The sequence below is a fragment of the Parashewanella hymeniacidonis genome (genome assembly GCF_016900895.1).
In the GTDB taxonomy this organism is placed as follows: domain Bacteria; phylum Pseudomonadota; class Gammaproteobacteria; order Enterobacterales; family Shewanellaceae; genus Parashewanella; species Parashewanella hymeniacidonis.
In genome coordinates this window covers 1-25,878 of the sequence record NZ_JAFEUN010000032.1, presented here as the reverse complement: position 1 = coordinate 25,878, position 25,878 = coordinate 1, and the positions used below count along the sequence as shown (strand labels likewise).

At 35.9% G+C, this 25,878-nt stretch carries 21 protein-coding genes; 4 read left to right on the top strand and 17 right to left on the bottom strand.

Annotated features, from left to right (window positions below; translation table 11 throughout):
- Positions 1-70: 70 nt before the first annotated feature.
- The 13 genes from fcl to JQC92_RS08285 form a co-directional block, all read right to left on the bottom strand.
- Positions 71-1,033 carry a GDP-L-fucose synthase gene (gene fcl / locus JQC92_RS08345; RefSeq protein WP_239480476.1) on the bottom strand — a complete coding sequence of 321 codons (963 nt, stop codon included), beginning with the start codon at positions 1,031-1,033 and terminating at the stop codon, positions 71-73.
- Positions 1,034-1,035: 2 nt separating this feature from the next.
- Positions 1,036-1,656 (bottom strand): WecB/TagA/CpsF family glycosyltransferase, encoded by a 621-nt coding sequence (locus tag JQC92_RS08340; RefSeq protein WP_204999216.1) that lies wholly within the window; start codon positions 1,654-1,656, stop codon positions 1,036-1,038.
- Between the two features lie 167 nt (positions 1,657-1,823).
- Positions 1,824-3,029 carry a glycosyltransferase family 4 protein gene (locus JQC92_RS08335; protein ID WP_204999215.1) on the bottom strand — a complete coding sequence of 402 codons (1,206 nt, stop codon included), beginning with the start codon at positions 3,027-3,029 and terminating at the stop codon, positions 1,824-1,826.
- A gap of 20 nt (positions 3,030-3,049) precedes the next feature.
- Positions 3,050-4,120 carry an O-antigen ligase family protein gene (locus JQC92_RS08330; RefSeq protein WP_204999214.1) on the bottom strand — a complete coding sequence of 357 codons (1,071 nt, stop codon included), beginning with the start codon at positions 4,118-4,120 and terminating at the stop codon, positions 3,050-3,052.
- A gap of 93 nt (positions 4,121-4,213) precedes the next feature.
- Entirely contained in the window at positions 4,214-5,380 is a 1,167-nt protein-coding gene (locus tag JQC92_RS08325; protein ID WP_239480475.1) for a CDP-glycerol glycerophosphotransferase family protein, read from the bottom strand.
- Positions 5,381-5,388: 8 nt separating this feature from the next.
- Positions 5,389-6,597 (bottom strand): oligosaccharide flippase family protein, encoded by a 1,209-nt coding sequence (locus JQC92_RS08320; protein WP_204999212.1) that lies wholly within the window; start codon positions 6,595-6,597, stop codon positions 5,389-5,391.
- Between the two features lie 200 nt (positions 6,598-6,797).
- Positions 6,798-7,217 carry an FAD synthase family protein gene (locus JQC92_RS08315; RefSeq protein ID WP_204999211.1) on the bottom strand — a complete coding sequence of 140 codons (420 nt, stop codon included), beginning with the start codon at positions 7,215-7,217 and terminating at the stop codon, positions 6,798-6,800.
- Between the two features lies 1 nt (position 7,218).
- Positions 7,219-8,736: an asparagine synthetase B family protein gene (locus JQC92_RS08310; RefSeq protein WP_204999210.1), complete on the bottom strand. Its 1,518-nt coding sequence runs from the start codon at positions 8,734-8,736 to the stop codon at positions 7,219-7,221.
- A 32-nt stretch (positions 8,737-8,768) separates the two neighbouring features.
- A complete protein-coding gene (gene gmd / locus JQC92_RS08305; RefSeq protein ID WP_204999209.1) occupies positions 8,769-9,890 on the bottom strand; it encodes a GDP-mannose 4,6-dehydratase in 1,122 nt (373 codons plus the stop codon).
- Between the two features lie 206 nt (positions 9,891-10,096).
- A complete protein-coding gene (locus JQC92_RS08300; RefSeq protein ID WP_420851307.1) occupies positions 10,097-11,500 on the bottom strand; it encodes a mannose-1-phosphate guanylyltransferase/mannose-6-phosphate isomerase in 1,404 nt (467 codons plus the stop codon).
- A gap of 179 nt (positions 11,501-11,679) precedes the next feature.
- A complete protein-coding gene (locus JQC92_RS08295; protein WP_204999207.1) occupies positions 11,680-13,914 on the bottom strand; it encodes a polysaccharide biosynthesis tyrosine autokinase in 2,235 nt (744 codons plus the stop codon).
- Positions 13,915-14,024: 110 nt separating this feature from the next.
- The gene (locus JQC92_RS08290; protein ID WP_239480474.1) at positions 14,025-14,471 is read right to left on the bottom strand and encodes a low molecular weight protein-tyrosine-phosphatase; all 447 of its coding nucleotides are present in this window, start codon (positions 14,469-14,471) and stop codon (positions 14,025-14,027) included.
- Entirely contained in the window at positions 14,471-15,604 is a 1,134-nt protein-coding gene (locus JQC92_RS08285) for a polysaccharide export protein (protein WP_204999206.1), read from the bottom strand. The genes JQC92_RS08290 and JQC92_RS08285 overlap by 1 nt, the downstream gene beginning before the upstream one ends.
- Positions 15,605-16,201: 597 nt before the next feature.
- Between JQC92_RS08285 and JQC92_RS08280 the strand changes: the two genes are divergently transcribed.
- Together JQC92_RS08280 and JQC92_RS08275 are read left to right on the top strand one after the other, a co-directional pair.
- Positions 16,202-16,615 carry a transcription termination/antitermination NusG family protein gene (locus JQC92_RS08280; protein ID WP_204999205.1) on the top strand — a complete coding sequence of 138 codons (414 nt, stop codon included), beginning with the start codon at positions 16,202-16,204 and terminating at the stop codon, positions 16,613-16,615.
- A gap of 25 nt (positions 16,616-16,640) precedes the next feature.
- Complete coding sequence (locus tag JQC92_RS08275; protein ID WP_204999204.1) at positions 16,641-17,780, top strand: hypothetical protein; 1,140 nt, start codon at positions 16,641-16,643, stop codon at positions 17,778-17,780.
- Between the two features lie 31 nt (positions 17,781-17,811).
- Here JQC92_RS08275 and JQC92_RS08270 read toward each other — a convergent pair whose 3' ends face one another.
- Positions 17,812-18,009 carry a helix-turn-helix domain-containing protein gene (locus tag JQC92_RS08270; RefSeq protein ID WP_204999203.1) on the bottom strand — a complete coding sequence of 66 codons (198 nt, stop codon included), beginning with the start codon at positions 18,007-18,009 and terminating at the stop codon, positions 17,812-17,814.
- Between the two features lie 132 nt (positions 18,010-18,141).
- Here JQC92_RS08270 and JQC92_RS08265 point away from each other — a divergent pair, with 132 nt between their 5' ends.
- Positions 18,142-18,351, top strand: a complete 210-nt coding sequence (locus JQC92_RS08265; RefSeq protein ID WP_204999202.1) for a hypothetical protein — start codon at positions 18,142-18,144, stop codon at positions 18,349-18,351.
- A 7-nt stretch (positions 18,352-18,358) separates the two neighbouring features.
- Complete coding sequence (locus tag JQC92_RS08260; RefSeq protein ID WP_204999201.1) at positions 18,359-19,519, top strand: Arm DNA-binding domain-containing protein; 1,161 nt, start codon at positions 18,359-18,361, stop codon at positions 19,517-19,519.
- Here the strand turns inward: JQC92_RS08260 and JQC92_RS08255 are convergent.
- Genes JQC92_RS08255 through JQC92_RS08245 form a run of 3 tightly spaced genes read right to left on the bottom strand, consistent with a single transcriptional unit; the run spans position 19,516 to position 25,398 of the window.
- Positions 19,516-22,575 carry a site-specific integrase gene (locus JQC92_RS08255; protein WP_204999200.1) on the bottom strand — a complete coding sequence of 1,020 codons (3,060 nt, stop codon included), beginning with the start codon at positions 22,573-22,575 and terminating at the stop codon, positions 19,516-19,518. The genes JQC92_RS08260 and JQC92_RS08255 overlap by 4 nt on opposite strands.
- On the bottom strand, positions 22,535-24,766 hold the full coding sequence (locus tag JQC92_RS08250) for a hypothetical protein (protein WP_204999199.1): 2,232 nt from the start codon (positions 24,764-24,766) through the stop codon (positions 22,535-22,537). Before JQC92_RS08250 ends, JQC92_RS08255 begins: the two co-directional genes overlap by 41 nt.
- A complete protein-coding gene (locus JQC92_RS08245; RefSeq protein ID WP_204999198.1) occupies positions 24,763-25,398 on the bottom strand; it encodes a hypothetical protein in 636 nt (211 codons plus the stop codon). Before JQC92_RS08245 ends, JQC92_RS08250 begins: the two co-directional genes overlap by 4 nt.
- Positions 25,399-25,878 lie beyond the last annotated feature (480 nt).

The following is a 25,878-nucleotide window of genomic DNA, read 5'->3' as shown; positions in this document are numbered from 1 at the left end:
AAAAGTCACTAGGCTCAAGCCTACAGCATGCTGGAGCGACGAGATATAAAGAAAGCAGTAACCAATAAAACTAAACCGTTCTCAAATCTGAAGCATTATTCAAAAACCATTGGTATGTATCTGTTAAGCCACCTTTTAGTGTGATTGAAGACTTCCACCCTAAGTTTTCAAGGCGAGAAACATCCATTAATTTGCGTGGAGTACCGTCAGGCTTTGTGGTGTCGAATATAAGATCACCTTTAAAACCAACAACGTCTTTCATGGTTTCTGCGAGTTCACGAATAGTGCAGTCAACACCAGTACCCACATTGATATGAGACATCATAGGTGAGGTATGTTCAGCGTAAAGCTCTGAATCAAGATTCATAATATGAACACAGGCGGCTGCCATATCATCAACATGCAAAAACTCACGCATTGGTTTACCTGTGCCCCAAACAACAACTTCATTATCATTATTGAGTTTTGCTTCATGAAAACGACGCATCATAGCAGGGATCACATGGCTATTTTCAGGATGAAAGTTATCATTTTCACCGTACAGATTCGTAGGCATTACACTTCGGTAATCAACACCATGTTGGCGATTATACGATTCACAAAGCTTAATACCTGCGATTTTAGCAATAGCATAAGGCTCATTAGTAGGCTCTAAGTGACCATCAAGTAATTCAGCTTCTTTGATCGGCTGGTTGGCAAGCTTTGGGTAAATACAGCTTGAGCCTAAAAATAAAAGCTCTTTAACGCCTGACGCAAAAGCTTGATGAATAATATTGCATTCCATCATCAAGTTTTGATATATAAAGTCAGCAGGGTAGCTGTTATTGGCATGAATTCCACCAACCTTGGCTGCAGCCAAATAAACTTGATCAATTTTTTCCTGTTCAAAAAAAGACTTAACATCATTTTGATTTGTTAAATCTAATTCACTTCGTGTACGAGTTACGATTTTAAAATCAGGGTTATCTTTTAGTTGACGAACAATGGCGGAACCAACCATTCCATTGTGACCTGCTATAAATATTTTTTTCATGGTTATTTAAACTTTTTACCTAAAAGTTGCTGTATGAAGTACCAAACAAAACGTGGATTTTGCTTTAAATACCTTTTCCATAAACGAGTTGGCTCACATAGTAATCTAAACAACCATTCGAGCCCAACTGACTGCATCCATTTAGGAGCATGCTTTTTATTACCAGCAATAAAGTCAAAAGCAGCGCCTACACCTAGCATCACACATTTAAGACATTTTTTATGTTCAGCCATCCATTTTTCTTGTTTTGGGCATCCTAAACCAACAAATAAAATATCGATACCTGAATTATTAAGATTATCAACTAGTAACTTTTTTTCTTCTTTATTCAACTGACGAAAAGGCGGTGAATATGAATAAACAATATTAAGCTTTGGGTAATGTGATGTTAGCTTGATATTCATAGCATCAAGCGTTTCTTGACTTGCTCCGTAAAAACCTACAGATAAATTTTCTTTCTCAGCCAATCTGCATGTTTCAAATGTTAAATCTTGACCTCGGATTTGGTGTGCTTTTGAGTTACCCAATAGCTTTTGTCCCCAAACTAAAGGTTTTCCATCAGGAACAACAAGGTCTGCGTTATTTACAATTTCTCTGAAATCTTTAAAATCAAAAACTTCCATACACATGTGTACATTAGACACACATATATATCGCCCTTCAGAATTCTTACACCAGTCTCTTATGTTGTTTAAAACAGTTTGCATACTTGTCACGCAAACTGACATATTAATTATATTAACTTTTTTAACTGACAATTTTATACCTAAACTAAAAATATTAAGAAAATTTATGAACTGACTCGTTTACCATCGTGTTTATCTGAAATTGTTTTTTTATAAATATCCAAAAGTAATTCTAAATTTCTTTCAGGAGTGTATTTTTTTAGATATTCTTGTCTAGCATTCTCACCGTATTCGTTAACTATATTACTATTTGCAATTAGAAAGTTAGCTTTTTTTGCAAGATCGTGGTGATCACCCACTTGAAAATGTAACCCTAATCTTTCATTGTCAACCACTTCTGCCATACCGCCAATGTTCGATACAAGTGCTGGAGTTCCATTTGCAAAAGCTTCAAGCAAAACCATAGGGAATCCTTCATACCAAGTTGATGCCATAATTAGAAAGTCAGCATCTTGTAATAGAGGGTAAATTTTTTCTTTATTTTGAAACCCTAAATAATGGATATTAGGTGTCGATTCAGCAGCTTGCTTAACAAGTGATTCTAAGGGGCCACCTCCAACAATAATTAAAGGATAATCTACTTTTTCCCATGCTTTTAGTAGGACATCAATACCCTTTTCTTCACTTAGCCGTCCAACAAATAAACCATGTTTTCTTCGGTGATTGAGTTGCTGAATTCCATCATGTGGATCTTCAATGAAATTTGGTTTTACAGTTATCTTTTCTGCAGGGAGACCCGCTTCAATATATTTTTTTTTTGCAAATTCGGTTAATGCAATATATCTATCGACATTATTGTTCCATGTTTTCTTTTTTTTATAGTACTCAATCGACCTGCATAAAAAAAAAGTATGAAAAAATGAATTTCTATATACTTTTTTACTTAACGCCCATCTAGTACTTCCATATAAACTTCTTTCACATAATCGATTATTATACATAAGGGTTGCAGTTGGACAAATAATACGAAAGTTATGTAATGTATGAACTACTGGAACATTGAGTGATTGACAAGATTCAAAAAATGAAGGTGTAAACTGAAAATGAAAGTTATGAATATGTATCAAGTCAAGTGAACAATAACCCTTAATTACCTTAGTGTTATTCTTTCTAGATATAAAAGGAAAAATATAGCCAAGTAAGCCTTTCAAATTACGTATTAGACTATTACCATTAATCAAAGTCAAAGATCTAGTTTCAAACGATGAAGAATGGCTTTGCAATAATGAAAGCTCATTGCTATACACATTATCTTCACCGCCTTTCTCTTTATAATAATTGTGCACTAAAAGAATTTTTTTCAACTTCATAAAATCAAACTCAACATAAATCATCTAGGATAGAAACTCTTTTTGCTGTAAACCAATGAAAAAACCAGCCAACAAACAGAGTAAAGTAATATATTATCTAAAAAAGAAAGGATCAGCATGTACATAGAAATAGAATATAAAAAAACCTTACGCCTTAAGTCTATATATTCATCATTTAAAAACAAAAAATAGAAATATAAAAAAAACATTAAACCAACAACACCAGTTTCAATATATAAACGTAGCATCTCATTATGAAGTAATATTTTCTCACTGTTAGAATATATTGTAGAATCAAGTAGCTGAGTTAAAACTGAGTAAGTACTAGCAAAATAAAAGTTCACCACTGGTATACCATCAGAAATCATAGAAAGACCACTTTTGTACAAAGTATGCCTACCCATTGTCAATAAATCAGCACTAACCCCGAAATTACTAAATATAAAATCGTCAAAACCATCAGACGCAATTAATAAAGAGAAAATAATCCAAACACTCACAACACTGTAAACAAATGTATGCGTCAATAATACTTTAATAATCCTAAAATACTGCATCTTGAAAATAAAAAATATAACCAAGATGCAAAACAATGCGATTAAACTAGCACGTTTGGATGTAAGCAATAAACCAGACATTGAAATAATTAAATTGACTTTATCATTCAAATACAAGAAATAAATAAAGAACAAACCAAAAGAATATGATATCACACTGTACTTCAGTGAAGAGTTCGAACTAAAAAGAATATTGGAGAAAAAATTAAAATCAAAACTAGATAATCCGTATATATTTATTTGCTGAAAAAACCAAAGCAAAGAAATAATAACAAATATATAAAATATATATTTTACATTTAACTCATGTTCATTGAGAGAGTAAAAAACCAAAGAGATAGTAGTTAAAATAAAAACATCAAGAAAAACATAATTCGTATCATACAAATCATTAACAAAATAACTTATAAACCCAACAATAGACAAGATAAAAAATGAAATAGACAAACCATCTTTTTTGGATATATATATTGAATTAGTTTTTACACAGTGGCCGATATAAAATAGCCCAAAAATAACACCTGTATATTTCAAATACTTAACCAAAGGAGTTACATTTGTTAATAATGAAGAAAAGATAAGTGCAATGGAAATTAACAAAAAAACTTTAGTGAACGTAGTATACATTTAGAGGAACTCTGAAGTTATAAGCTTACACGAACTACCAACCAAATTGATGTTTTTTAAGTTTGTAGTTTCTGCAATATCATTTATTGAAAAATTTCTTTTAAGATTAAAAAAACACTCCAATGAGGATAGCTTGTTAACATTTAAATTATCAATTAAATTGCTATAATCAGAATTAAACCCCCGAGAATAATTACTTTGATTACATATCACACCAACATTTAAATTTGTGCCTATTAAATCAATTAGTATTGATGATATGTCAGTCAAAATACCTGATGCCGCACTAAGCTCTTCATGTAAGTCAAAATGATTGGCCTCCCACACACTTGAACAAATGAATTTTATGTTTGAGAGCTGTTCAATTACACTTATATTAGAATAATCGAAAGCGTCCATTGGATGTGGTTTAACTATAATATAAACTTTTTTTTGCACTAATATTTCATTCAACTCAGAAAAACTAAAAGACAAGTCATCAACAAATGATAACGAATCAGAATCTGCTCTTATATCCCCAACATTAGAAGTCCTATAAGTTGGAAGCCAAAAATATATGGAATCAGACTTTTTTAGATTAAAGTATTTTACTATTCGAGAATCATACTTTTCTTGAAAAAAAACATCATTCCTAGGGGAGCCAAATTCAAGTACTTGTTTTTGATTAATGTTAAAACTTTTCATCATAATTTCAGAATAAAACTTAGAAGTAGTCAGTATAAAATCCGGTTCATCTACTCTATGGGTCAGACCATCATCCATATAACCAATTTTTTTTAATGGCATTCCGTGCCACAAATTAATTAGTTTGCGTTTTTTTGTGCGCATCACGAAACTGTATGTCCCATGTGTATAGAAAACAACTGGAGTACGAAGAAATAGATACATACCATAAAATGAATTTTTTTTTACAACTTTAACAGTGTTAAATTCAGCGTATTGGTTACGTGACTTCAACCTTTCCATAGAATGTTCAGTATCATTAACTAACCAAATTAAATTATAATCACTTAATGTTTTATTATGATATTTAAATAAGTGATATGCATTATCGCTTACATCAGGGAACGAAAAGTAAATTATATTTTTTTTATTCACAGGTAACAGTTTTGAAATTAAACAATATATAGATCTCAGTATTTGTATAATTAATTTATTACTTAGCATTTTTATTGCTACCGCCTTATAACTTTAGAAAACAAAATAACTCTTACGAATAAAACGCTTAATTCAGCAGTAAGTAATGAATAAGCAAAATGTTCAAGCTTAAAGCCGTAGAATACGTTAAAAAAAACTGTTGAAACAAAGTACGCTAACAAACCAAAATGTACAGTTATATTCGGAGTTTCAATATCTTTTTTTATTGCAAAAGCAGGGTAACCCATAAAGACACCAAGGAAATTAACAATTGAAACAATCATAAATATCTTTAACAATTCTAGTGTTTCTGTATTTTTTGTTTGAAATAAAAATAGTAGAAATTCAGACGAAAAAGAGAGAACAAAAAAAACACCCGACAAAAAAATTATAAGAAACAGTCCAACAGTTTTAAAAAAAAGTTTTGTATCTGGTTTGTTATGGAGGAATGGCATTAACACCTGTGACACAGGTGCTATGACACCTTGCCCTGCTTGATAAACTTTTTCTGCCATTCCATATGTCGCTGCGGCAGATGCCCCTCCAAAATGCCCAATTATAAGCAAATTAATAGTTGTATAAAAAGCAACAGAGACTCTTGAATAATATGTTGTTAAACAGCTTTTTATGATGTTCTCAAGATGCTTTAGCTTAATTTTTTTTCTATATTTTTTTTCAGGTAAATTAGTTTTAATATGTGATGATAGTATAACCAGAGTTATAGTAACTCCAAACAAATAACTTAATACTAAATAATTTATATCACTGTACTCTTCTATTAGCGTAAAAACTAAAATCATATTAATTGTTTTCCCAAGTATACCAGCAATTGCGTATAGCTTCATATTTTCATTAATTTGAAAAAACCACAAAGGCGACAAACTTTGAACTGCAATAGAAAAATACATCAAAAAATACAATGAAAGATTCAACTTTTGTATTGGAAAAATAAAAAAAACAACCTGAAAAAAAAGAGTTACTGCGATTAACTTGATTAAAACCCACGAAAACAAGTATTCCAACTTGAATTTTGACTTAGAATAGAGCTTTACAGAACCAATTCCCATTCCAACATCTGAAACTATAGTTACAAACACCCCTAAACTTAAGAACAAAAAGTAATCACCTAATAATGTTTCGTTAACAGTATTTGAAATGGCTTTAAATATCATGAATGGAAAAACAAAAGTCGCCATTTGATTTGAAAACATATATAAAGAATTTTTTAATAACTTCTTAAATCTCAATTTTTATTACCAATACGATAGACTTAATCGATTTAATAGATGAAGGTAGTAACAAGTGATTTTTATACTGTAAATTTAAATTATTTTATCAGCTATACTTTTAAGTTGAGCAAGCTAAGTTTCAATTTTAAGCATAAAAATCACAAAGATTTTATCTTTACTGAATCAGATATTTTGCATCTGTAATAGGATAATATTTATTACTCGCCTCCTCTTAAATTTTTTAGTGTATCATTAATAAGAGTGCTTGAAGTCCCTTCTGTATAAGGGAAATAAATCACTTTACAACCGACTTCTAATAATTCTTGTTCATGTTGTTGCCATTTTGGAGTGTTATACCAATCATCACCAACAAACAGATAACTAGCATGGTTTTTTTTAGCAGCGGCAGCTTTATCCATATTTAGTTGTGGAATTGCAACATCAACATATTCACATGCTCGCACCACTTCAATTCTTTCGTGATATGGTATAACTGGATTTTTTCCTTTGTATGCAACTAATTCATCAACAGTAACACCGACAACCAACTTATCGCACATAGCTTTTGCATTTCTTAATATATTGACATGACCTATATGAAATAAGTCATAAACACCACTCGTATATCCTATAATCATTTTAATTTAATACCTCTAAATTCTTTTTAAACCAAAGGTCATATGATGTTAAATTTTCAGGGTTTTCTAATATTTCATTTACTTTAACAGGAAACCCAACTTTCTGTTCATATGAAAATTCTCTAGTCATATGTTTGGAGAGAAGCTCCCGTAAAGGTATCTTCCCAAGCTCTTTATTCATAAGTTGTTTAGAGCAAATTTTAACAGCTTCTGTAAACAGGTGAATGTTTGCAATAGGCTCTCTTCCTTCCACGCCAGCAGCCATAAGAGAAAAATCAAGTCTCCTGAATAAAATTGGCATGTGATATTTTATAAAAAACCAGCGAACTTTTTCAAAAGAGCACAGATGGTCAACAGTGCTAAATAGCTCTTCAAAATTTCTATAAACTACGGAAGACTTATTTGGCGCTGAATAGCAATATAATTTCAAGAATTGTTCTAGTTCGAATTCGCTTGTATGATTTGCCCAGTTAAAAACTCGATCATATCCAGCAAAAAACTCATCAGCACCTTCACCTGATAATAAAACTTTGACCCCATCTTTAGCAGCAGCTTTAGCAATTATATAAAGCATAACTTCATTTGGTACCGAAAGGGGCTCTCCTCGGAGCTTTAGCAGGTATTCAAATGAGTTTTTATATTGCTCAGATGTACACTCAACAAGATTAAGGTTAGGTATGTCTTGAGATTTTAGATACTCAAAGTCAGCATCACCCTTAAAGCCGATACTATATTTATGTGAAAAATTCGTACATGAATTTACTAAGTTACTGTCAACACCTTTACTTAACAGCAAACCAACGGGTGCATCAGAGACCTTTCTTGTTTCAATTCCAATCCTTAATGCTTTGTCTAGAGCATTTATATCACATGACTCATAATTCGAAGTAATGTGATCTACGATATTGAAATAGGTACCATTAATATCACATGTGCCAACTTCGACCTGACTTATTCCTTTAAAAAAGGAGCTACTAAATATGGGAGCTCTTGTAAGCTTGTATTCTTCAATTGCTGAAGAGTCTACTTGCAATCCAAATAATTGCCTTATAGGGTTAGGCTCTGAGCAGTAGGAAACTTGATTCCCTTTGCTGTATCTAAAAAGTGGCTTAACTCCAAACTTGTCTCTACTCGCGTGCGTTAATTCACCAAACTCGTTTATAAATACGAAAGCGAAGAAACCATCCAGCTCATTTAAATCAAGCTTTTTTTCTTTGAGAAGGTCAAACAACAAAAGGGTGTCACTTTCATAATTCTTACTAAAATACTTTTTACCGAGCTCCTTGTAATTAAGTACTTCACCATTAAAGACTAATAGGCCTGAATCTTCTAAACAAATTGGCTGATTTGCCTCTTCATTTAAATCGATTATCGATAATCTTGAGTGATATGCGTACCAACCTTTGTACTCAATTAACCCTGAAGAATAATCAGGCCCTCTGAAGCGTAAAGTTTGCTCAAGAATTTTTTCTGCATCTCTAGGTAATACACTAGCGTTTGTGATAAAAAAACCACACATATAGTCAACAATTCCTATTATTTATAGTTTATTTACTCTTTACTCACTTTCACAGAATACCCATGCTCTTTTAATAGAGCATGCTGTTGAGCTTTTGCTAAATCAGATTGCACCATTTCAGAACACATTTCTTCAACTGTAATTTCTGGAATCCAACCTAATTGTTCTTTAGCTTTAGTTGGATCACCAAGTAAAGTCTCAACCTCCGCTGGACGGAAATAGCGAGGATCAACTTTAACAATAATATCACCTACCGATAGGGCGGGAGCATTGTCACCTGTAATTTCAACAACGGTTGCTATTTCGTTTAGGCCTTCACCAGAAAATTCAAGCATTACTCCTAGCTCTTTTGCTGACAGCTTTACAAATTCTCTTACTGAGATTTGCTTCCCTGTCGCAATTACGAAGTCATCGGCTTGTTCTTGTTGTAGCATCATCCACTGCATACGCACATAGTCTTTAGCGTGCCCCCAGTCACGTAATGCATCCATATTACCTAGATATAAGCATTGTTCTAAACCTTGAGCGATGTTAGCAAGACCGCGAGTAATTTTACGGGTCACGAATGTTTCGCCACGACGTGGTGATTCATGATTGAACAATATGCCATTACACGCATACATACCATAAGACTCACGATAGTTAACCGTAATCCAGTAGGCATACATTTTTGCTACCGCATAAGGTGAACGGGGATGAAAGGGAGTCGTTTCTTTTTGTGGGATTTCTTGTACTAGCCCATAAAGCTCAGAAGTCGATGCTTGGTAAAAGCGTGTTTTCTTCTCTAACCCTAAAAAGCGAATGGCCTCTAAAATTCTTAATGTACCTAATCCATCAACATCAGCTGTATATTCTGGTGCTTCAAAAGAAACAGCAACATGAGATTGCGCGGCTAGGTTATATACTTCATCAGGCTGCACTTCTTTTATAATGCGGGTTAGATTTGAGCTATCGCTTAAATCACCATAATGCAATTTAAAATTAGCGCTGTTTGTGTGTGGGTCTTCATAGATATGATCAACACGCTCGGTGTTAAATGATGATGCACGACGCTTTATACCGTGGACCTCGTAACCTTTCTCTAATAAAAGTTCAGCGAGGTAAGAGCCATCTTGACCCGTGACACCTGTGATTAGGGCAACTTTTTTAGTCATTTTACTTCTCTTGAATTTGTGTAGTTATTTAAATAATAAGAAGCTTTCTGTTCTTATTTAAAATTAAAAGCATGTGTTTCAGATTTTTAGGGAATGAAAACCAAGTTTAAAAGGCTCTAGATCCCTGTTTTTACGAGTACAGCGGCGAACTTTTACAGTCCGTAAGTACCTACCCACGCAGGTATGACACTATAGATTACATTGTGTTATCTGCCGTATCTGTCTTTTAATCGGACAATGTCATCTTCGCCTAAATAGGTGCCTGTTTGCACTTCAATCATGTGCAACGCTATTTTCCCTGGGTTTTCTAATGCGTGAACTTCACCAATCTTTATATAGGTAGACTGGTTCTCAGTTACTAATAACTCTTGTTCACCCAAGGTAACTTTTGCCGTTCCACTGACAACTATCCAGTGTTCAGCTCGATGATGATGCATCTGCACTGACAATTTTTCACCGGGATTAACCGTTATTCGTTTAACTTGAAAGCGTTCGCCATTATCAATTGAGTCATAACAACCCCATGGACGGTATACTTTTCGATGTAGTTTGGCTTCGCTTCTTTGTTTAGCCTTTAATTGATTAACAATATGCTTTACGTCTTGTACTTTGTCTTTGTGTGCAATAAGGATTGCGTCATCACTTTCTGAAATAACAAGATTTTCAACCCCGACTGTCGCAATTAATTTATGCTCTGAGCGAATGTATGAGCTTTTGGTGCTATGTAGAATGACATCGCCATTTACAACATTATTATTTTCATCTTTTCCACCAAGGTCCCACAGTGCTGACCATGAACCTACGTCTGACCAACCAGCATTTAAAGGTGCAACAACAGCTTTAGTCGTTTTTTCCATTACTGCATAGTCGATAGAATCAGAAGGGCAGTCTTCAAACTCTTGCTTGCCTATACGTATAAAATCCATATCACTCTGATTCTCAGCTATCGAGGCTTTGCAAGCTTTTAGAATCTCTGGGTTATGTATAGAGATTTCTTCCAAAAATGTTTTTGCGCTGAACAAAAACATACCAGAGTTCCAGAAGTAATCACCACTTTCAATATATGCAGTAGCTTTTTCTGCATCAGGTTTTTCGACAAAGCATTCAACTGAAGAAATTGTATTTTTATCAGTAGACTTGATGTAACCGTAACCGGTTTCTGCATGAGTAGGGACAATACCAAAAGTGACTAGGTTTTTGTCAATTGCGGCTGATTTTGATTTTTCAACAACGTTGATGAATTCAGCAGGATTCTTAATGTCATGATCTGCTGCTAGTACTAGCAGTAATGAATCTTGATTGCCGCTTCTTGAAAGAGCTTGGAGAGCTGCTAGTGTAATAGCTGGTGCGGTATTCTTGCCTACTGGTTCTAGAATGATGTCCGCTTGAATATTAGTTAGTGCTCTGAGTTGTTCTGCAACAATAAATCTATGCTCTTCATTAGCAATGATAATTGGCTTTGCTTGGTTAGAGAGGTTTTCTAATCTAGTCAATGTATTTTGGAGCATACTATGTTCATTAACTAGCGGTAAAAATTGTTTCGGGTACAAAGCTCTTGATTGTGGCCACAGTCTTGTACCAGAACCACCAGACATAATAACTGGGATGATGTTCATTTGATTCCTGATGTTTTTACTGATTTTTATAAAGTCACTGAACACCTGCGTTTGCAGGTGTGACGGACGAGAGCTTTAAAGTCGCTGGGTACCCGTTTTTACGGGTACGACGTTAATAGCTTAAAAGCGTTAAAATCGCTGGACACTCGACTAAAGCATTCGAGTGTAACGGGTTACTTTTTATCGCTCTCATACGAGTAGTTGTAATAACCGTAACCATATCCATAAGAGTTTGATGCTTTTTTCTCAACAGCATTTAAGATAAAGCCTTTTACATCAATGCCTGATTTCTCAAAGCGTTCTTGGGCTACTTCAATTTCTTTAAGCGTATTTTGACCAAAACGACCAACCATTAAAGTCGTACCTGCGTGTGCAGAAATAATGCTTGGATCAGTTACCGCTAAAATAGGTGGGGTGTCGATTAACACAATATCGTAGTCTTTACTTACTTTCTCTAACATTTCTTTAAAGCGAGGATGCATTAAAAGTTCAGATGGATTAGGCGGTACTTGACCTCGGGCTATAATATCTAATCCTTCAACTTTAGTTTTTTGAATGGCATCTTCAATAGAAACTTGATTGGTAATGATTTCAGATAAGCCTTTGTGACCTTTTACTTGGAAGTAACGGACTAAGTGGCCTTTACGCATATCACCATCAATAACCAAAACTTTCTGTCCTGCTTGTGCCAGAATTGCACCAAAGTTTGATGATACGAATGATTTACCTACGCTTGGCGCCGGGCCTGAAATAGCAATAATGTTGTTTTTGGCTTCCATCATTGCAAAGTGAATACTGGTACGAAGTGAGCGTAATGCTTCAATAGCTAAGTCAGCAGGGTTTTCAATTGCAAGGAGAGGGTGTTTGTTGTTTTTAGTTTTCTTGGAATCTCTTACATCAAGTAAGTGTTGCTCTTTTGAGTCAGGAATACTGGCGTATACAGGTAAGCCTAGTTCTTCGATTTCGTCTGGGTTTTCGATCCCACGGTGTATTGCTTTTTGAATTAAAACGATGGCAATTGCTAAGAATCCACCCAATAAAGTTGCAACAACAACCACTAATGCTTTCTTAGGTTTTACAGGCTCTGTTGTATCAACGTCAGCCGTGTCAATAATTCTGACGTTACCGATAGTACCTGCACGGACAATATCAAGCTCTTGTGTTTTTTCTAACAAAAATAGGTAGATTTTATTGTTTACTTCTACATCTCTGGTTAAGCGCAGCAGTTCTTGTTGAGTTTCAGGTAAGTTAGTCACTTTTGCTTTTAAGTCTGCTTTTTGTTTTTCAACTTCTGCTATTTGATTTAATACACCTTGGTAAACGGGGTGGGTACGCTTGAATTTTCGCGATACTTCAAGTCGCTTTAAATTTAACTCTTGTAATTTGGTATCTAGCTCAACAAGTTGTTCGAGTACGCTTTGTGTCTCTAAACTGATGTTTACTGATTTTTGGTTGACTTGATATTTGTTTAGCTTTTGCTCAGCAACTTCAAGTGATTTTTTTGTTTCAGGTAGTTGGACTTGCAAAAACTCTAATGATTTTTGCGCTTCTGCTGAGTTACGCTCAACGTTTTGGCGAACATAAATGTTAGCTACTTCATTTAATACGGCTTTAGCATATTCTGGTGATTTATCTTCAAAGCTTAGGCTGAGGATTCCAGACTTTTTGCCTTTTTCACTCACTGCTATGGTTTTTTGCAGATTTAAGATGGTAGTTAAACGGTTATGGCGTGTTAAAGAGAACTCTGTTCCAGTTCTTGCATTAAGGGTACGAACAGTTAATTCGTAATATCCTCTTTTAAGCTCTGTTCCGACTTTGCCCGATAATACTTCCTCACCGTCTGGATTGATTAGGCTTACTGTATTATTGGTTCCAGTTACAAGTGTAAATTCTTTACCCAAATACCCTTTAGGCACTTCAAAACGGAAAACATCTAGAGACTCACCTCCCCAAGCAAAACTACCTGTGCCGAAAGTTGGTTCAGCAAGTTCGTTTTTGTGTTCGGGTGTAAACTTTCTAAATGATCGGCCTCCAATAACTGGGAATAATTTTGGCTCAGCTTCGATATACAATTTGAGATTATCAACTGCTTCGCCAATTACATTGCGAGACTTTAATAACTCTATTTCGGTTACGGCCTCAGAAGTGCCCTCAAACAAACCTGCCATATCTTCAAGACCAGGAACGCCTGCCTTTGTTTCTTCAACTTGAATGAGCGCATTGGCTTTGTAAATTGGTGTAGAAAAAAGGGCGTAACTTATGCCTGCGACTGTAAATAGAAAGGTCACAACTACAATAAACCATTTTCTATCCATTAAAGTGCCGAAGAGGGCGAGCAGATCGATTTGTTCTGGTTGCTGGCTTATTAATGCCGAGCTTTGTTTGTTAGCGGTAGACTGGGCAGTCATATTGTTATTATTTCCTAGTTATTAGGCGTTTTGTGGTTTGAATTTAAAAATCGTTAAAGCGTTTTAAAGACGCTGGGTATCCGTTTTCACGGATACGGCGAGCAAAAGCTTTAAAGCTTTGCTGCCCAAGCTTTTGCGCTTTCATCTAACAATTTATATGCATGGTCAAATGCGGCTTGGCTTTTTTTGTGTGGGTCGGGTACTTCTTTTTGTCCTATCCATTGGCCAAATAACATGGTTTTGCCACGAACGGCAGGGTTGATGCTGGCAACGGCGTCAATATGGCCTTTTTCCATGACAAGAATTAAATCGTATTGGTTACACATTTCTCTTGTGAGTTGCTGCGAGGTATGGGCCGTTATATCTAATCCTTGCTCTGCGGCTGTTTTAATCATGCTGTTATCTGCGGGTTTACCTTCTAAGCGGCTTTTAGCTGATGCTATTCCGGCGGATGCAATCTCAATATTTGGTAAAAGTTTTTTTAATAAGCATTCACCTACAGGGGAGCGGCAGATATTACCAACACAAACAACCAGCACTTTGTTAAACATACCCATTAGAATATGTTTCCTCTTGCTTCGGTTTCTGATATTTGATCAATCGTGGTAAGTGTTGGGATCAATTGGCTGATTAAGCGGTTCCAACGTGCTACCGGAGCCGTGGTTACGTAAACAATATCTTGTGGTTCTAATTTAAATTGGCCCGCTAACACTAGCGCTAATGCGTTTTTGGCGTGCAGCTGGTAAACGTCGGCAATTACGCCATCTTTTTTGATGTCTTTTTTACGAAGTACGAAGATGCCATTTGCATCTGCTGTTTGTTCGTTTATGCCGCCTGCGTTTGCTAATGCTTCTGCTAAGCTAATGCCATATCGAGTTACGTCAACCATCCCTGCATTTTTAACATCTCCCAAAACAAACACTTTTTGTAAATCAGTTCTGGCAACGTGAACAATATCGCCGTTTTGTAGTAAGCGGTTTTGTGAAATATCACCCCGTTGATAAAAGTCATTCAATTTAATGAGTTCAGTCTTTTTGTTACGAGTAAAGGTGATATGCGTCCAGTCGGCTTTATTGGTAATGCCGCCAGCTTGGTTAATAGCGTCAATAAGTGTTAGCGGTATTTCAGTAATCGGCTGGACACCGGGTTTATTTACTTCACCTGTTATGTAAGTTTTTTGGCTGTTGAACCCAACAACCTTGATGTCTACTTGTGGGTTTTCAATCACTTTGCTTAGCTTTGTCACTAAAATATCATGAAGTTCAGTGATGGTTTTACCCGCTGCAGCGATTTTAGGCGCATAGGCAAAGGTTATTGTTCCGTCACTTTGAACACGAAAACCATCAAAAGCCGCTGTACGCTGAACAGCCGCAGGAATGGTTAATTCTGGGTGTTCCCACACTCCGATAGTGAGTACGTCACGAATGCCAATGTGATATTCATAATCATCTAACTTAATTGAATTGCTATTAAGCAATTGTGCATTGTTTTTGCTTCGTAATATCTGTTGCTGTGCCAGCAGGCTTGAGTCGATAGCGGTGATCTTCACGTTATCTAAGTCAACCTGAGCTTGCTCTGTGCTTTGGTCAAAATAATCGGCACCGGATAAGTGGCTCCCTGGGATCATGGTACAAGCTGAAATAGCAAGTACTGACAGTGCCATTGCGGTATTACGAATCACATTTTTCATAGTTTGGTTAGCTTGGTTAGTTTGTTATTGAAATAAGTAGTAGGGGGTGAATTTTAGGCACGCTACCGCCCCAGAGTTTTGGTTCCCTGTGACCATATTAGATTTGTCTTTAGGCACGCTACCGCCCCAAGGTTTTGGTTCCCTGTGACCATATTAAATTTGCCTTTAGGCACGCTACCGCCCCAAGGTTATAGTTCCCTGTGACTGTTTTGTCCTATTATTGATTTTGTTGCCATAAAAAAGAGCGTGTATGCTAGTACAAAAGGGTTGTTAATTCTATACTTAATTTAAGTAACAAATGACTAATTGATTGTTATTTAAACTTTTTGTTTTTTTATGTGTTTTAACTTTTGTGAGGTGGAACACAAATACGCATTAGTTGCTGCCTTAACATTTAAGTCTTAGCTCGCATACATACTATTTTTTACTGAATTTTTTTTAAAGTTGTTAAATTCTGGTTTAATTTGGATTAAACTAGTACTCCGTTCAGTTGCCTTTGTTAGCTTCAATAAATTCAGTTGGACGGAGTACTAGGGAAGGTGCTCGAACCTTTAGTTTGTCCAAATTACTGTAAATTTTTTACGCTGAAATGTTAAAATGACTGAGTGGTATGCCTTAAAGGCGAAAAAAGGGAAGATGGATGTGGTTATGCTCAATCTTTCTAATCAAAACGTTGAGTATTATCAGCCTTGTTATCCTAAAACGTCTATTGATGAACCATTGGTACCTATTTTTAAGGATTACTTATTTTTCAACCTTGAAACTCATAGTGAAACTGCCACCATGACATCGGTAAAAAGTACTCATGGCGTTAATACTGTGGTGTCATTAGGTGATCGTGCTTTAAGATTATCAGGTCAACGATTTCAAGAATTCAAATCCTGCATTGAGTCTCAAACTCACCGTAGATCACAGAATGAGGCCGTCAAGGATGTTATTGTCAAGGATGTTATTATGGGAGTTTCTGAAGAGAAAAAGCTCTTTGCTTTGCTACGTTATCTCCAGCAATAGTTTTGGCTGATTTTTTTGAATGGTTATGGTTAATCGAATTATTTCTGTCGTGCTGTTAGTTTTGTTTGTCGTGGTCTGGCTTCTTGTCGATGATTATCTTTCTGATAACCCACACGAAAAAAAATTTCATTCTTCCGCTGAGATAAAAAAAAATGTCATAGTCAGCGCTGATATAAATTCATCTTTGAATAAAGCGACTGCTGTTGGTGTAACTCACTCTATGAGTTGTGACAGGTTAAAAGATACTAAGCTGCAAAACAAGTTGAGTGATTTTTACATGCAAGTTGCGGCTAAATACATAGATGCCGGTTATCGTTTAGATGATGTTACTCAAGCACTAAGCTTTGTTGCTGGTAAAGATGTTGCAGCTGCTTTTCGTTTAAGCCAACTGCGTCAGGATAGTGATTTTGCTGCAAAGACGGATGAACGTATGCAATACTTACGAGAAGAGTGGCAAACGTTTTCAGATAAACCGTTCCCGTTTAAAGCTGAACGTCGTGTTCCTGCAAAAGCCTTTGACGGGCTGTTATCAAAGCCATTGGAGGAGCAACAAGTCATTCTGTCTCATCATGCGTTATCTGTAGATGATCTTGCTTATTTTTTGTTATTTGAAAAAGGCAATGAAGGTGATTTGCTGAGGCTGCTTGTGCATACAACAGGCGTTGAGCAAGTTGTTGGCTTTAGTGCATTGGATTCAAGTTCTATATTAGATTATGCCATTTATGGTAACCATGCTCGTTCAGTTAATGCATTACTTAACCGTGGTGTGTTGCCAAGCCATGACGCTTTTTTGGCTTCTTCTATGGACTGGGCGATGTACAATCTTGCAAAGCAAATGGCAAACCATGGTTCATCCGCTGTTACACAGGCTGTGTCAATCCTCGAAACTTTGAATGACTATCAGCTTTCGACACGTTGGACAGAAAGCTCATCATCTGAAATTGTAGGCAGTTTTTCGGGATTCTCTTATCAGTTTGATGCTAGTGACATAGAGTACTTGAACAATGAATATGGGTTAAATTTAAAGAGTTTTTTTAGAGCACCGGTAATGCTGCCTAGCTCGAATGATTTGGTTGAAAAAATGCGTCATGATGCTGCTGTGCTCGCTTTTGATTCAAATAAAGTGAGGGAAGATTACGCTGCTTGTTTTAAGCTTGTACACTAAACATTTTGCTCAGAGTAAATCCACCGTTCAGTTATTTTAACTCAAACAACTCACCAATCTGAATCCCTAGATAGACACACAGCTTTTCAATCACTTCAATTTCAATACGGGTGGCAGTTTCATTGTAAAGACGAGTTATTGTTCCTCTGTTGATGCCGGTATCTCTTGATACATCAGAAATCTTCAAGCGTTTTTCACCCATAATCTTTGATAAATTACACTTAATCATAATCTTCCTTAAGTAAAATTAATCTGCTGTAGGTTATAAAAACTTGCAGAAGTGCATATTTATACTAAATTTAATCTACAGGAGAGCATTTTTTCTTCTAGATGTTAAAAAAGTACCTTAGGAGATTGTAGTATGAGTAATACCTATTTAACAACAGAAGAGCTATCAGCTTTAATTAAATATGACCCAAGAACGATACGTGAGCAACTTAAGGATGCAGTTTTTATTGAAGGCGTTCACTACATAAGGCCATTTGGTGGAAGGAAGATTCTTTTTATCTGGCAAAAAGTTGAAGACTTAATGCTTCACGGTGCTGACGAGTTTACGTCAATAGTAGGGTAGGTGTGCTATGGGTAGTGTAAACTCGAGAAAGAAAAAGCTTTATCTAGATTTCAGGTATCGTGGGGTACGATGTCGCGAACAGACTAAACTGGTGGACTCACCTCAGAATCGAAAAAAACTTGAAATTTTATTGAAACGGATTGAGTCAGAAATCCACTTAAATTTGTTTGATTATGCCAAGTATTTTCCTAATGGTTCTAAGGTCGATCAGTTTAGTAAAATTGAAAGGCAAGTTCGGTTATCCTCAACAAATAAGTGTCCGTCTTTTGAAGATTTTGCAGAAGTGTGGTTTATTGAAAAACAGCCAGAATGGCGTGACACGCAGATTAAAAATGTTGAAGATATATTGCGTCTTTATTTACAGCCTAACTTTGGCTCACTTCCTTTAAATGAAATCTGCAAGCAAGACATCTTATTCTTTCGAAGTGAGCTAGTAAAAGGGAGGTTCAGTAAGAAGCAACTCTCAGCCTCAAGAGTCAATCATATTATGACACCTTTGAGAATGATTCTTCTAGAAGGGGCTGATCGCTTCAATTACGAGTCACCATGGAAGAACGTAAAGCCAATTCCTGTTCCTAAAACTGACATACAGCCATTTACGCTTCCAGAAGTAAAGAAAATCATAAAGCACGTTAGAGCAGACTTTAGAGCATATTATATTGTTAGATTTTTTGCAGGCTTACGAACCGGAGAGATTGATGGCCTAACATGGGAATGCGTGGATTTTCACAACCGAATTATTCAGATACGGCAATCTCTTGTAAATGGAAAGTTTGAACAACCTAAAACAAGGACATCTTTCAGGGATGTCGATATGTGTGACGCAGTTTTTGAGGCGCTATCAGATCATATGAAGCTCTACTGTCATTCAAAAAAATACGTTTTTTCAAACAGAAAAGGAAACCCGTTATCTCATCGAAATGTTTCGAAAAGAGTCTGGTACCCGCTATTGCAATTGTTAAATATCGTCCCTAGAAATCCATATCAAACTCGACATACAGCGGCTACATTTTGGTTAGCATCAGGAGAATCACCAGAGTGGATTGCTAGGCAGTTAGGTCATGCTAATACAAACATGTTGTTTACGGTCTATTCTAGATTTGTTCCGAACTTAACAAGAAAGGATGGCACGGCATTTGAGGCATTTTTAAATAATAGTGAATATTAACGATGTTTCTTAGCGGGCTTGAACATGCTCATTTGACCTTTTTCATCTTCATAAAATGTCTGTACGGATACATTCAACATCATTATTGCTGCCATGTGGAAGAAATATTTGAGTGCACTAGATGAGAACTTTGTTAATTTATTGTTGCTTTTGATTGATTTCTCTCTTGGATGTATCAGCTCAACTCTAACAGAGCCGATACCAGACCTTCCTCTGGCTTTTGATTTGATACCTACTTGAGTCTTGAAGCCTTTAAATGCCTCAATCCACTCTTGGTTAATTACACTTTTTTCAATTCTAAATTTGATAATACGTAAATGTGATTTAGGTATGAATAGCTTTATAATTTTTAAAAACTCAGATAGTTCAGCAGGTGATGAAAAGTTGATGCCTGATGAACTTTTGGTTGTGTGGCGTATAGCGTAAAGAATTACGTGCTTAAGACTATCAGCATGGCAAATGTACTTTTGTCTAAATACGGTTATCCACTGTTCTAAATACATAAGCTCTTTGGTGGATTTAGGTGGTGAGGGTACGTAAGTTTGAGTATGTTCTATATTTTTTCTATAACTGTGATGAATTAGGTTATTACTAATATATTCTGCATTTGTAAGCCACTTTTGAATTAGAACACTTGATATTGTGTATTCTAAGGCTAATGGCCGTATTTCTCTTCCACTGAGAACTTGGTTAATGATCTGGTAGCAAGTGTAAAGGGAAACTCTTTGTTTATTAGGTTCTACAGAGTTTATTAACTCAACCTTTGATGTGGTCATTAGCCTTGGTTTAGTAAAAGTTTCATTTGAATGAATTTTATCAGTTAGGGTGAGTAGTAAAGGCTCAGTTTTATTTGCCTCGACTAATTGCTTGTAGGTTCTTCGACTTACGAGCCTAAGTGCCATTAGTTGTTGTTTTGTTAATTCAATTTCTGCTTTTTGGAGCTTACAACCGATAATTAGATCAGATAAATGAAAATAACTTTTAAAGCATTCTGACGGTGAAGAGTGGCCAGCAAAAGCGGATATGGCATAGTAAAAATTCTTGATAGATTTGCCGTTGATGATGAGGCGGATATTTTGTATCTGCTCCCGTGAATATGGCACAATATTTACAAAGTTAACGCACTTATCTGGTAATTCAAATATCAATTGAAGTCTTGAAAGGCAGCTATGCCGGAAGTGATGAAATGTTAACCAATCCAAGCCAGAAATTTGTCTCAGAACTTTCGACGTAAAATCTCCCAACTCGAACTTATCAATAGGTCGGTTAATATCATTGCCAATACTAAATGCTAAACCTGCTTTTCCTTTCGATTTTCGTCTTCTGCTGTAAAGATACTCTTTTACAATTTGTACCTCATGAGGTAACAACATAGGAAATAAAGGAACTTTACGCTTTGCAGAGCTAGTTTTATTGTTACCGAATTGATTGCTCCTTACTTCAACCCATCCAATATTCGATTGCTCAAAATTGTTTAGCTTAAGCTTTAAAATTTCAGATATTCTAAGTCCACAACGGTATGCGATGATGTATATGACCTCAAGAGTTTGCTTATCTTCCGTAGTTAGATCATGCACACACTTGAGTTGTTCCAATAACTTTTTAAAAACACTCTCACTAATAAAGCCTGCTGAAATATGCTTTTTATGTGTACCTGTTAAGATGGGCTCAATTAAAGGTGGAACATTTAGTTTTTGAACCATTAGCTCGTGTATCTGAGTCAGGAGGTTAGCAATGTCAAACTGCCTTTTAGAGGATTTCGTTTGATCAATGATTTCTAGGTAGGCGTGCTCGAAGTCATCTACCTCTAGCTGGCCTAAATGCTTATCCTCGAACCATGACAGCCATCTACGGCTAATAGTCGAATGATAGGTTCGTAGAGACGAGGGACGGCAAAATTCTAATTTATTAATAAACCATTGGCATAAGGTGTGCTGCGCCTGATTTAGATCGGATTTTAATAACTTTTTGAGTTTTGTTAGTACTTCTTTTTTGCTCTCCTTTTTTTTGGGTTCCCCCCTCAGTAAAGCAATTTTTAATTCTTTATAAAAATTAGAGTTATACAAACTGGAAGGCGGGCTAGTAGACAGAGTCTTAGATATACAGATTGAAGTTGGTTTGTATTTAACAATATTGCAGTTTGAAAGAATGTTCTCATTCAATGATATTAAATTTTGTGAGGGAAGGGAGTATGACTTGATTCGTCCAATTGTATATTCAACCATTGCTTGAGATAAATATACGGCAGGTTGCTGCTCACAAACAAAAGAAGCAGCAGAGCAAAGTTGAACTAGTGATTGTGGAAAGAGCTGGTTTCTTATCTGGTCTTTTGCTAAGGCAAGATAGACTTGTCTCGCACTATCCTTCGGTGCCAACTTGTGTGATCCACCTTTAAGCCAAAGCGAGATGAATGACAAGGTCAATGGAGATAAATAGCAACAATGTGACGTTATTCTCAAACCGCTCATTGTTTCATTGGTCTGGTAACTACGTTTATCAAATTCTAGATAAATATAAGGTTGATTATTTTTCGTTTGATTAATCGCTAGCTTTTTCTTATCCAATAATAGCTTTACAAAACCCATAACAAGCTCTTCTTTGCAATGACCACTATGGCATATAAACGACATGACTAATGAGCAAAACAGGTTCTCAGGATCTTTTAGATACGAAACTGAAATTCTGCGGAACCAACTTTTATAGTATTTATTGAATTGCCATGCTCGTGTTAGCCATTGCTTAGTTCTTAATATCCGTGGAGCTTTTTGTGTGACTAAGTAGGTTGGTATATCGATCTTAAGTCCAGCGTTTTCTATATATCTTTTAGCTTGATTCACGACACAGTTGTAAGCGAATTTATAATCTTTTAGTTTTCCAAGGATTTCAGCAAGCCTTGAAGTTACGATTTCCCACTGCTGGTTAAAATTTGATTCATCAACCTTAACTTGGTTGCTTTCAATATGTTCTTCAAAAACCTGAATTGCAATGGTTTTAATTTTATCGAGTTGCTTATTCCTAGCTTTCTTTCGTGCAACTGTTCCTATAGAGCTTGCCAAAATCGAAGTTCCTTATTTTTAGTTCCTTGAAAAAATTTTCCAATTGAAGAGAAATTTCTTCTAACTGAATCATATTTAGTGCACTGAATTTGGCATAAGGTCTATCGCCGTATTTTGAATGCCCCATCCAAGCATCAAGCAATTCAGTATTGACTCCTGCATTTGAAAGATATGAGCGGATTAAATGTCTATGCCAGTTAAGTGGTAACGGTAAAATGTTTCTGAACATCAGCTCAATGTTTTTGGGTGTAGATTCTAAGATTTGGTTTTCTTTGATGTAAAAAAATAAATGAGATTTACCAGTTAAACAGTGTGAATATCGAGTTCTGAGTTGACTTATAGAATGTAGCTGTTCTGATTTTGCTACTTTTACAAAATCAATGTACTTCTCAATTGCATGAATTGAAGTTTTTGGAAGTAGTATGACTCTGCTTGAGTCTCCAAGTTGATTTTCTTTATCAGAGACCCAAAATTGTGAAGTGTCTAAATCTAAATCAGTAATCTGACCAAGCCAACCTGTCACAGGTCGGTATCCTGATGACATTGCTAAGATCGCCTGAGTTTTTATAGTAAGTAGGTTGTGAAGTTGCTCTGGTGTGTTTTTAGGTGAGCAAATTTGGGCATCTAGTAACTTTATGAATAATTTAATGGTCTCCTGAATGCTACCCATTGGTGTGCCAATTTTGCTTCGCATTTGATCTAGATGCATCTCTAGTCGGTAATCAAAAGTTCCATACTCGCTAACTTCTGATATTCTTGCTAACCATTTTGTAAATGATAGATATTTAGTGAGAATATTTTTCTGAGTTATTTGGCTGTAACTCAACTGAGCGCATTCACTAGTAGTTTGTTGTGATATCAGGGCAGGGTATATTGGATCTTCATTCATACGCTTGAAAATGAAATGTATAGCATTGACAATTTTGGACAATGTTAAATGGGTTCCTTTAGTTTTATTTAGCGAAGAAATGAAGTTTTTCAGGTCTGCCTCTGCCAGTTGAGCAATTTGCTTTATTAAATCTGCGTCCATAAAAATTGGCAGAGGCAATTCAAAATTGTTTTCGACCATGGATAGATATCTCATGATGGGTGTTGGTAATTTTTGCGTTGGCAGCTTATAAAAGCGTTTTATGGAATATAGTGATTTTGTTATTCTCTTTAATCTTATCTTCTTTACGGCTTCAAAATTACTGCCTGTCAGAAGCATAAGTAAAAGACTCGTTGCTACTATTGCTGTTTGAGTACTTTGGCTGGCTTTAAAGAGCTCTTGAGCTAAGGTTTTGATTTCATGTTCACTACTAAGGTGGATATCGCAGGCTAGATACATGCCACGCTTCAAGTATTTGTCACTAATAGCTCTAGCTTGCAAAGCTTGATTTATATATGAGCCTTTAGGTGTGTGTTCTATAGAGACGATTTCAATTACACGATTTTGATCAGTATTGGATTCTTCATCTTGCCATCCATTTTGGTTCTTGGGGGCTATATTTACCTCTCTTATTTGGGTAATTCCTGATGAACCTTCATCAATGTTAGTTGCTTTAGTTGTTCTGAGAATGCTCCCTTCCCGAAACTCTCTCGGTGAAACCTTTCTAGTGATGGCTTTACGGTTTTCTAAAACCTTAATGATCGGTAGACGGATATTGAGTAATTGATTGCAAATGTTTACAGAAAGTGACTTATCTTTGAGGTATTCGGCCTGTGCTGTGATCTGATTACATAATTGTAAAAGGCAGGGTTGTGATGCAGGTAAATACCGGATTAAGTGATTACGCCTTCCAATTGCAATCATTCTTAACTCAACGCATGCGGCGATAATTGTCGATTTATGATTTCCGAGGATCATCAATTGGCAGCAGCATAGTAATGTGATTGCTTTTAACTGCTCAAATTCATGTTTAGAAATATCAACACATTGAAGATCACAGGCTAAAAATGAGCAAAAGTAATTGGTAACTAGTACCTTCTTTTTGACCAGTGTCTCGTACACAGCTTGCAGAGTAGAGCATGAGCGCCCATGAATTTGCTGTTGTTCTAGAGCAGAGTAGAAGTTTTCAAATTGGTTAATTTTTGTAGTTATACGACTACCTAATAGGTTAATAAGACGAATTGCCTCTTGTATAAGGGCTTGCTTGTCAGCCTCTGAAAGGATATCAGGGAAAAGTTCATCTAAACATTCATGGATAGTCATAGCTCCTCCTGATTTCTGTGCCTGAGAGCTGCCGCAAGCTCATGAGCGATATCTGGAAGGTTATTATCTTTTTGCTTCACCTTTTCTGAATTAAACTGTTTCGCAATTCCGCCACGTGAGAACCCGGTAAGTTCAGCAACTAAACTTTGACTGATTTGAGAGGCTCCAAATATTTGTTTACGTAGATCGGCTGGGCAACTCTTTTTTATCAGAGTTTGCCACTTATGGAGTCCGTGCTGACTGATAGAGTTTAAACTCGTTGAAATAACATGTTTCCAGGCTATTGTTGATACCTCATCATCTGTCAGACTTTTAGGGCTTCGAAGGACATTAAATTTTGAGTAATCTTCACGACAACAGTCAAAGAAGACGTTCGCAAACCCAGAGATAATCCTAAAATCACCATCTTCTGGCTCGATTACACAGATTGGTTGAGATGCTGATATTATCTCTCTAGATTCAATGAATAAGTGGGATGACTTATCAAAGAGGTGACGTTGTTTATGATAAAACTCATATGCAGGCTTTGCTGCATCATGAATTTTAGTTCCCATAACTTTCTTGTGCTTAAGCTTGATGATTCCATTAAATAACATTTCAAAAATTCCATGGCTTACTACTAGGTATAACATATCTTTGTCTTACTAAAGGTGATGGGCATTTTGAGGGTGCAATGAGAGCACTGAACCGCAAGTAGAGCAGTTGTGAAATTGTGTAATTTGTAAACTATTGGGACAGAATTTAGTGTCCAATTTGAGTACTAGTGACTAATAAATGGTCTTTAAACGGTGTGAATCGCCCTTTGTGTTGAAGTGATCTAGGTTATTGTTATGACAACAGAAACCGAACAAAGACGATTAAGAACGGATAGATACATCCATTAGGGTCAAGCCTGTCACGCCGGGGGTCGCGGGTTCGAGTCCCGTCCGCTCCGCCAATACAACGAAGCCTCGTCAGAAATGACGGGGCTTTTTTGTATGTAAAAAATTGGCTCTTCGTCGTTTAGTGTGGATTTAATGGGTTTGTTTTTGAGATAATAAATCTAGTTTTTGTAGTCAATAATTTAAGAAGTAAATACATGGATGGTAATCAAGTTCTAATGCTTGGCCTTG

What these genes read in the sequence shown, in the direction of transcription:
- fcl (WP_239480476.1), bottom strand. Translation starts at nt 1,033, where the DNA reads ATGAAAAAAATATTTATAGCAGGTCACAATGGAATGGTTGGTTCCGCC.
- JQC92_RS08340 (WP_204999216.1), bottom strand. Translation starts at nt 1,656, where the DNA reads ATGGAAGTTTTTGATTTTAAAGATTTCAGAGAAATTGTAAATAACGCA.
- JQC92_RS08335 (WP_204999215.1), bottom strand. Translation starts at nt 3,029, where the DNA reads ATGAAGTTGAAAAAAATTCTTTTAGTGCACAATTATTATAAAGAGAAA.
- JQC92_RS08325 (WP_239480475.1), bottom strand. Translation starts at nt 5,380, where the DNA reads ATGCTAAGTAATAAATTAATTATACAAATACTGAGATCTATATATTGT.
- JQC92_RS08315 (WP_204999211.1), bottom strand. Translation starts at nt 7,217, where the DNA reads ATGATTATAGGATATACGAGTGGTGTTTATGACTTATTTCATATAGGT.
- JQC92_RS08310 (WP_204999210.1), bottom strand. Translation starts at nt 8,736, where the DNA reads ATGTGTGGTTTTTTTATCACAAACGCTAGTGTATTACCTAGAGATGCA.
- gmd (WP_204999209.1), bottom strand. Translation starts at nt 9,890, where the DNA reads ATGACTAAAAAAGTTGCCCTAATCACAGGTGTCACGGGTCAAGATGGC.
- JQC92_RS08295 (WP_204999207.1), bottom strand. Translation starts at nt 13,914, where the DNA reads ATGACTGCCCAGTCTACCGCTAACAAACAAAGCTCGGCATTAATAAGC.
- JQC92_RS08290 (WP_239480474.1), bottom strand. Translation starts at nt 14,471, where the DNA reads ATGGGTATGTTTAACAAAGTGCTGGTTGTTTGTGTTGGTAATATCTGC.
- JQC92_RS08285 (WP_204999206.1), bottom strand. Translation starts at nt 15,604, where the DNA reads ATGAAAAATGTGATTCGTAATACCGCAATGGCACTGTCAGTACTTGCT.
- JQC92_RS08280 (WP_204999205.1), top strand. Translation starts at nt 16,202, where the DNA reads ATGACTGAGTGGTATGCCTTAAAGGCGAAAAAAGGGAAGATGGATGTG.
- JQC92_RS08275 (WP_204999204.1), top strand. Translation starts at nt 16,641, where the DNA reads ATGGTTAATCGAATTATTTCTGTCGTGCTGTTAGTTTTGTTTGTCGTG.
- JQC92_RS08270 (WP_204999203.1), bottom strand. Translation starts at nt 18,009, where the DNA reads ATGATTAAGTGTAATTTATCAAAGATTATGGGTGAAAAACGCTTGAAG.
- JQC92_RS08265 (WP_204999202.1), top strand. Translation starts at nt 18,142, where the DNA reads ATGAGTAATACCTATTTAACAACAGAAGAGCTATCAGCTTTAATTAAA.
- JQC92_RS08260 (WP_204999201.1), top strand. Translation starts at nt 18,359, where the DNA reads ATGGGTAGTGTAAACTCGAGAAAGAAAAAGCTTTATCTAGATTTCAGG.
- JQC92_RS08250 (WP_204999199.1), bottom strand. Translation starts at nt 24,766, where the DNA reads ATGACTATCCATGAATGTTTAGATGAACTTTTCCCTGATATCCTTTCA.
- JQC92_RS08245 (WP_204999198.1), bottom strand. Translation starts at nt 25,398, where the DNA reads ATGTTATACCTAGTAGTAAGCCATGGAATTTTTGAAATGTTATTTAAT.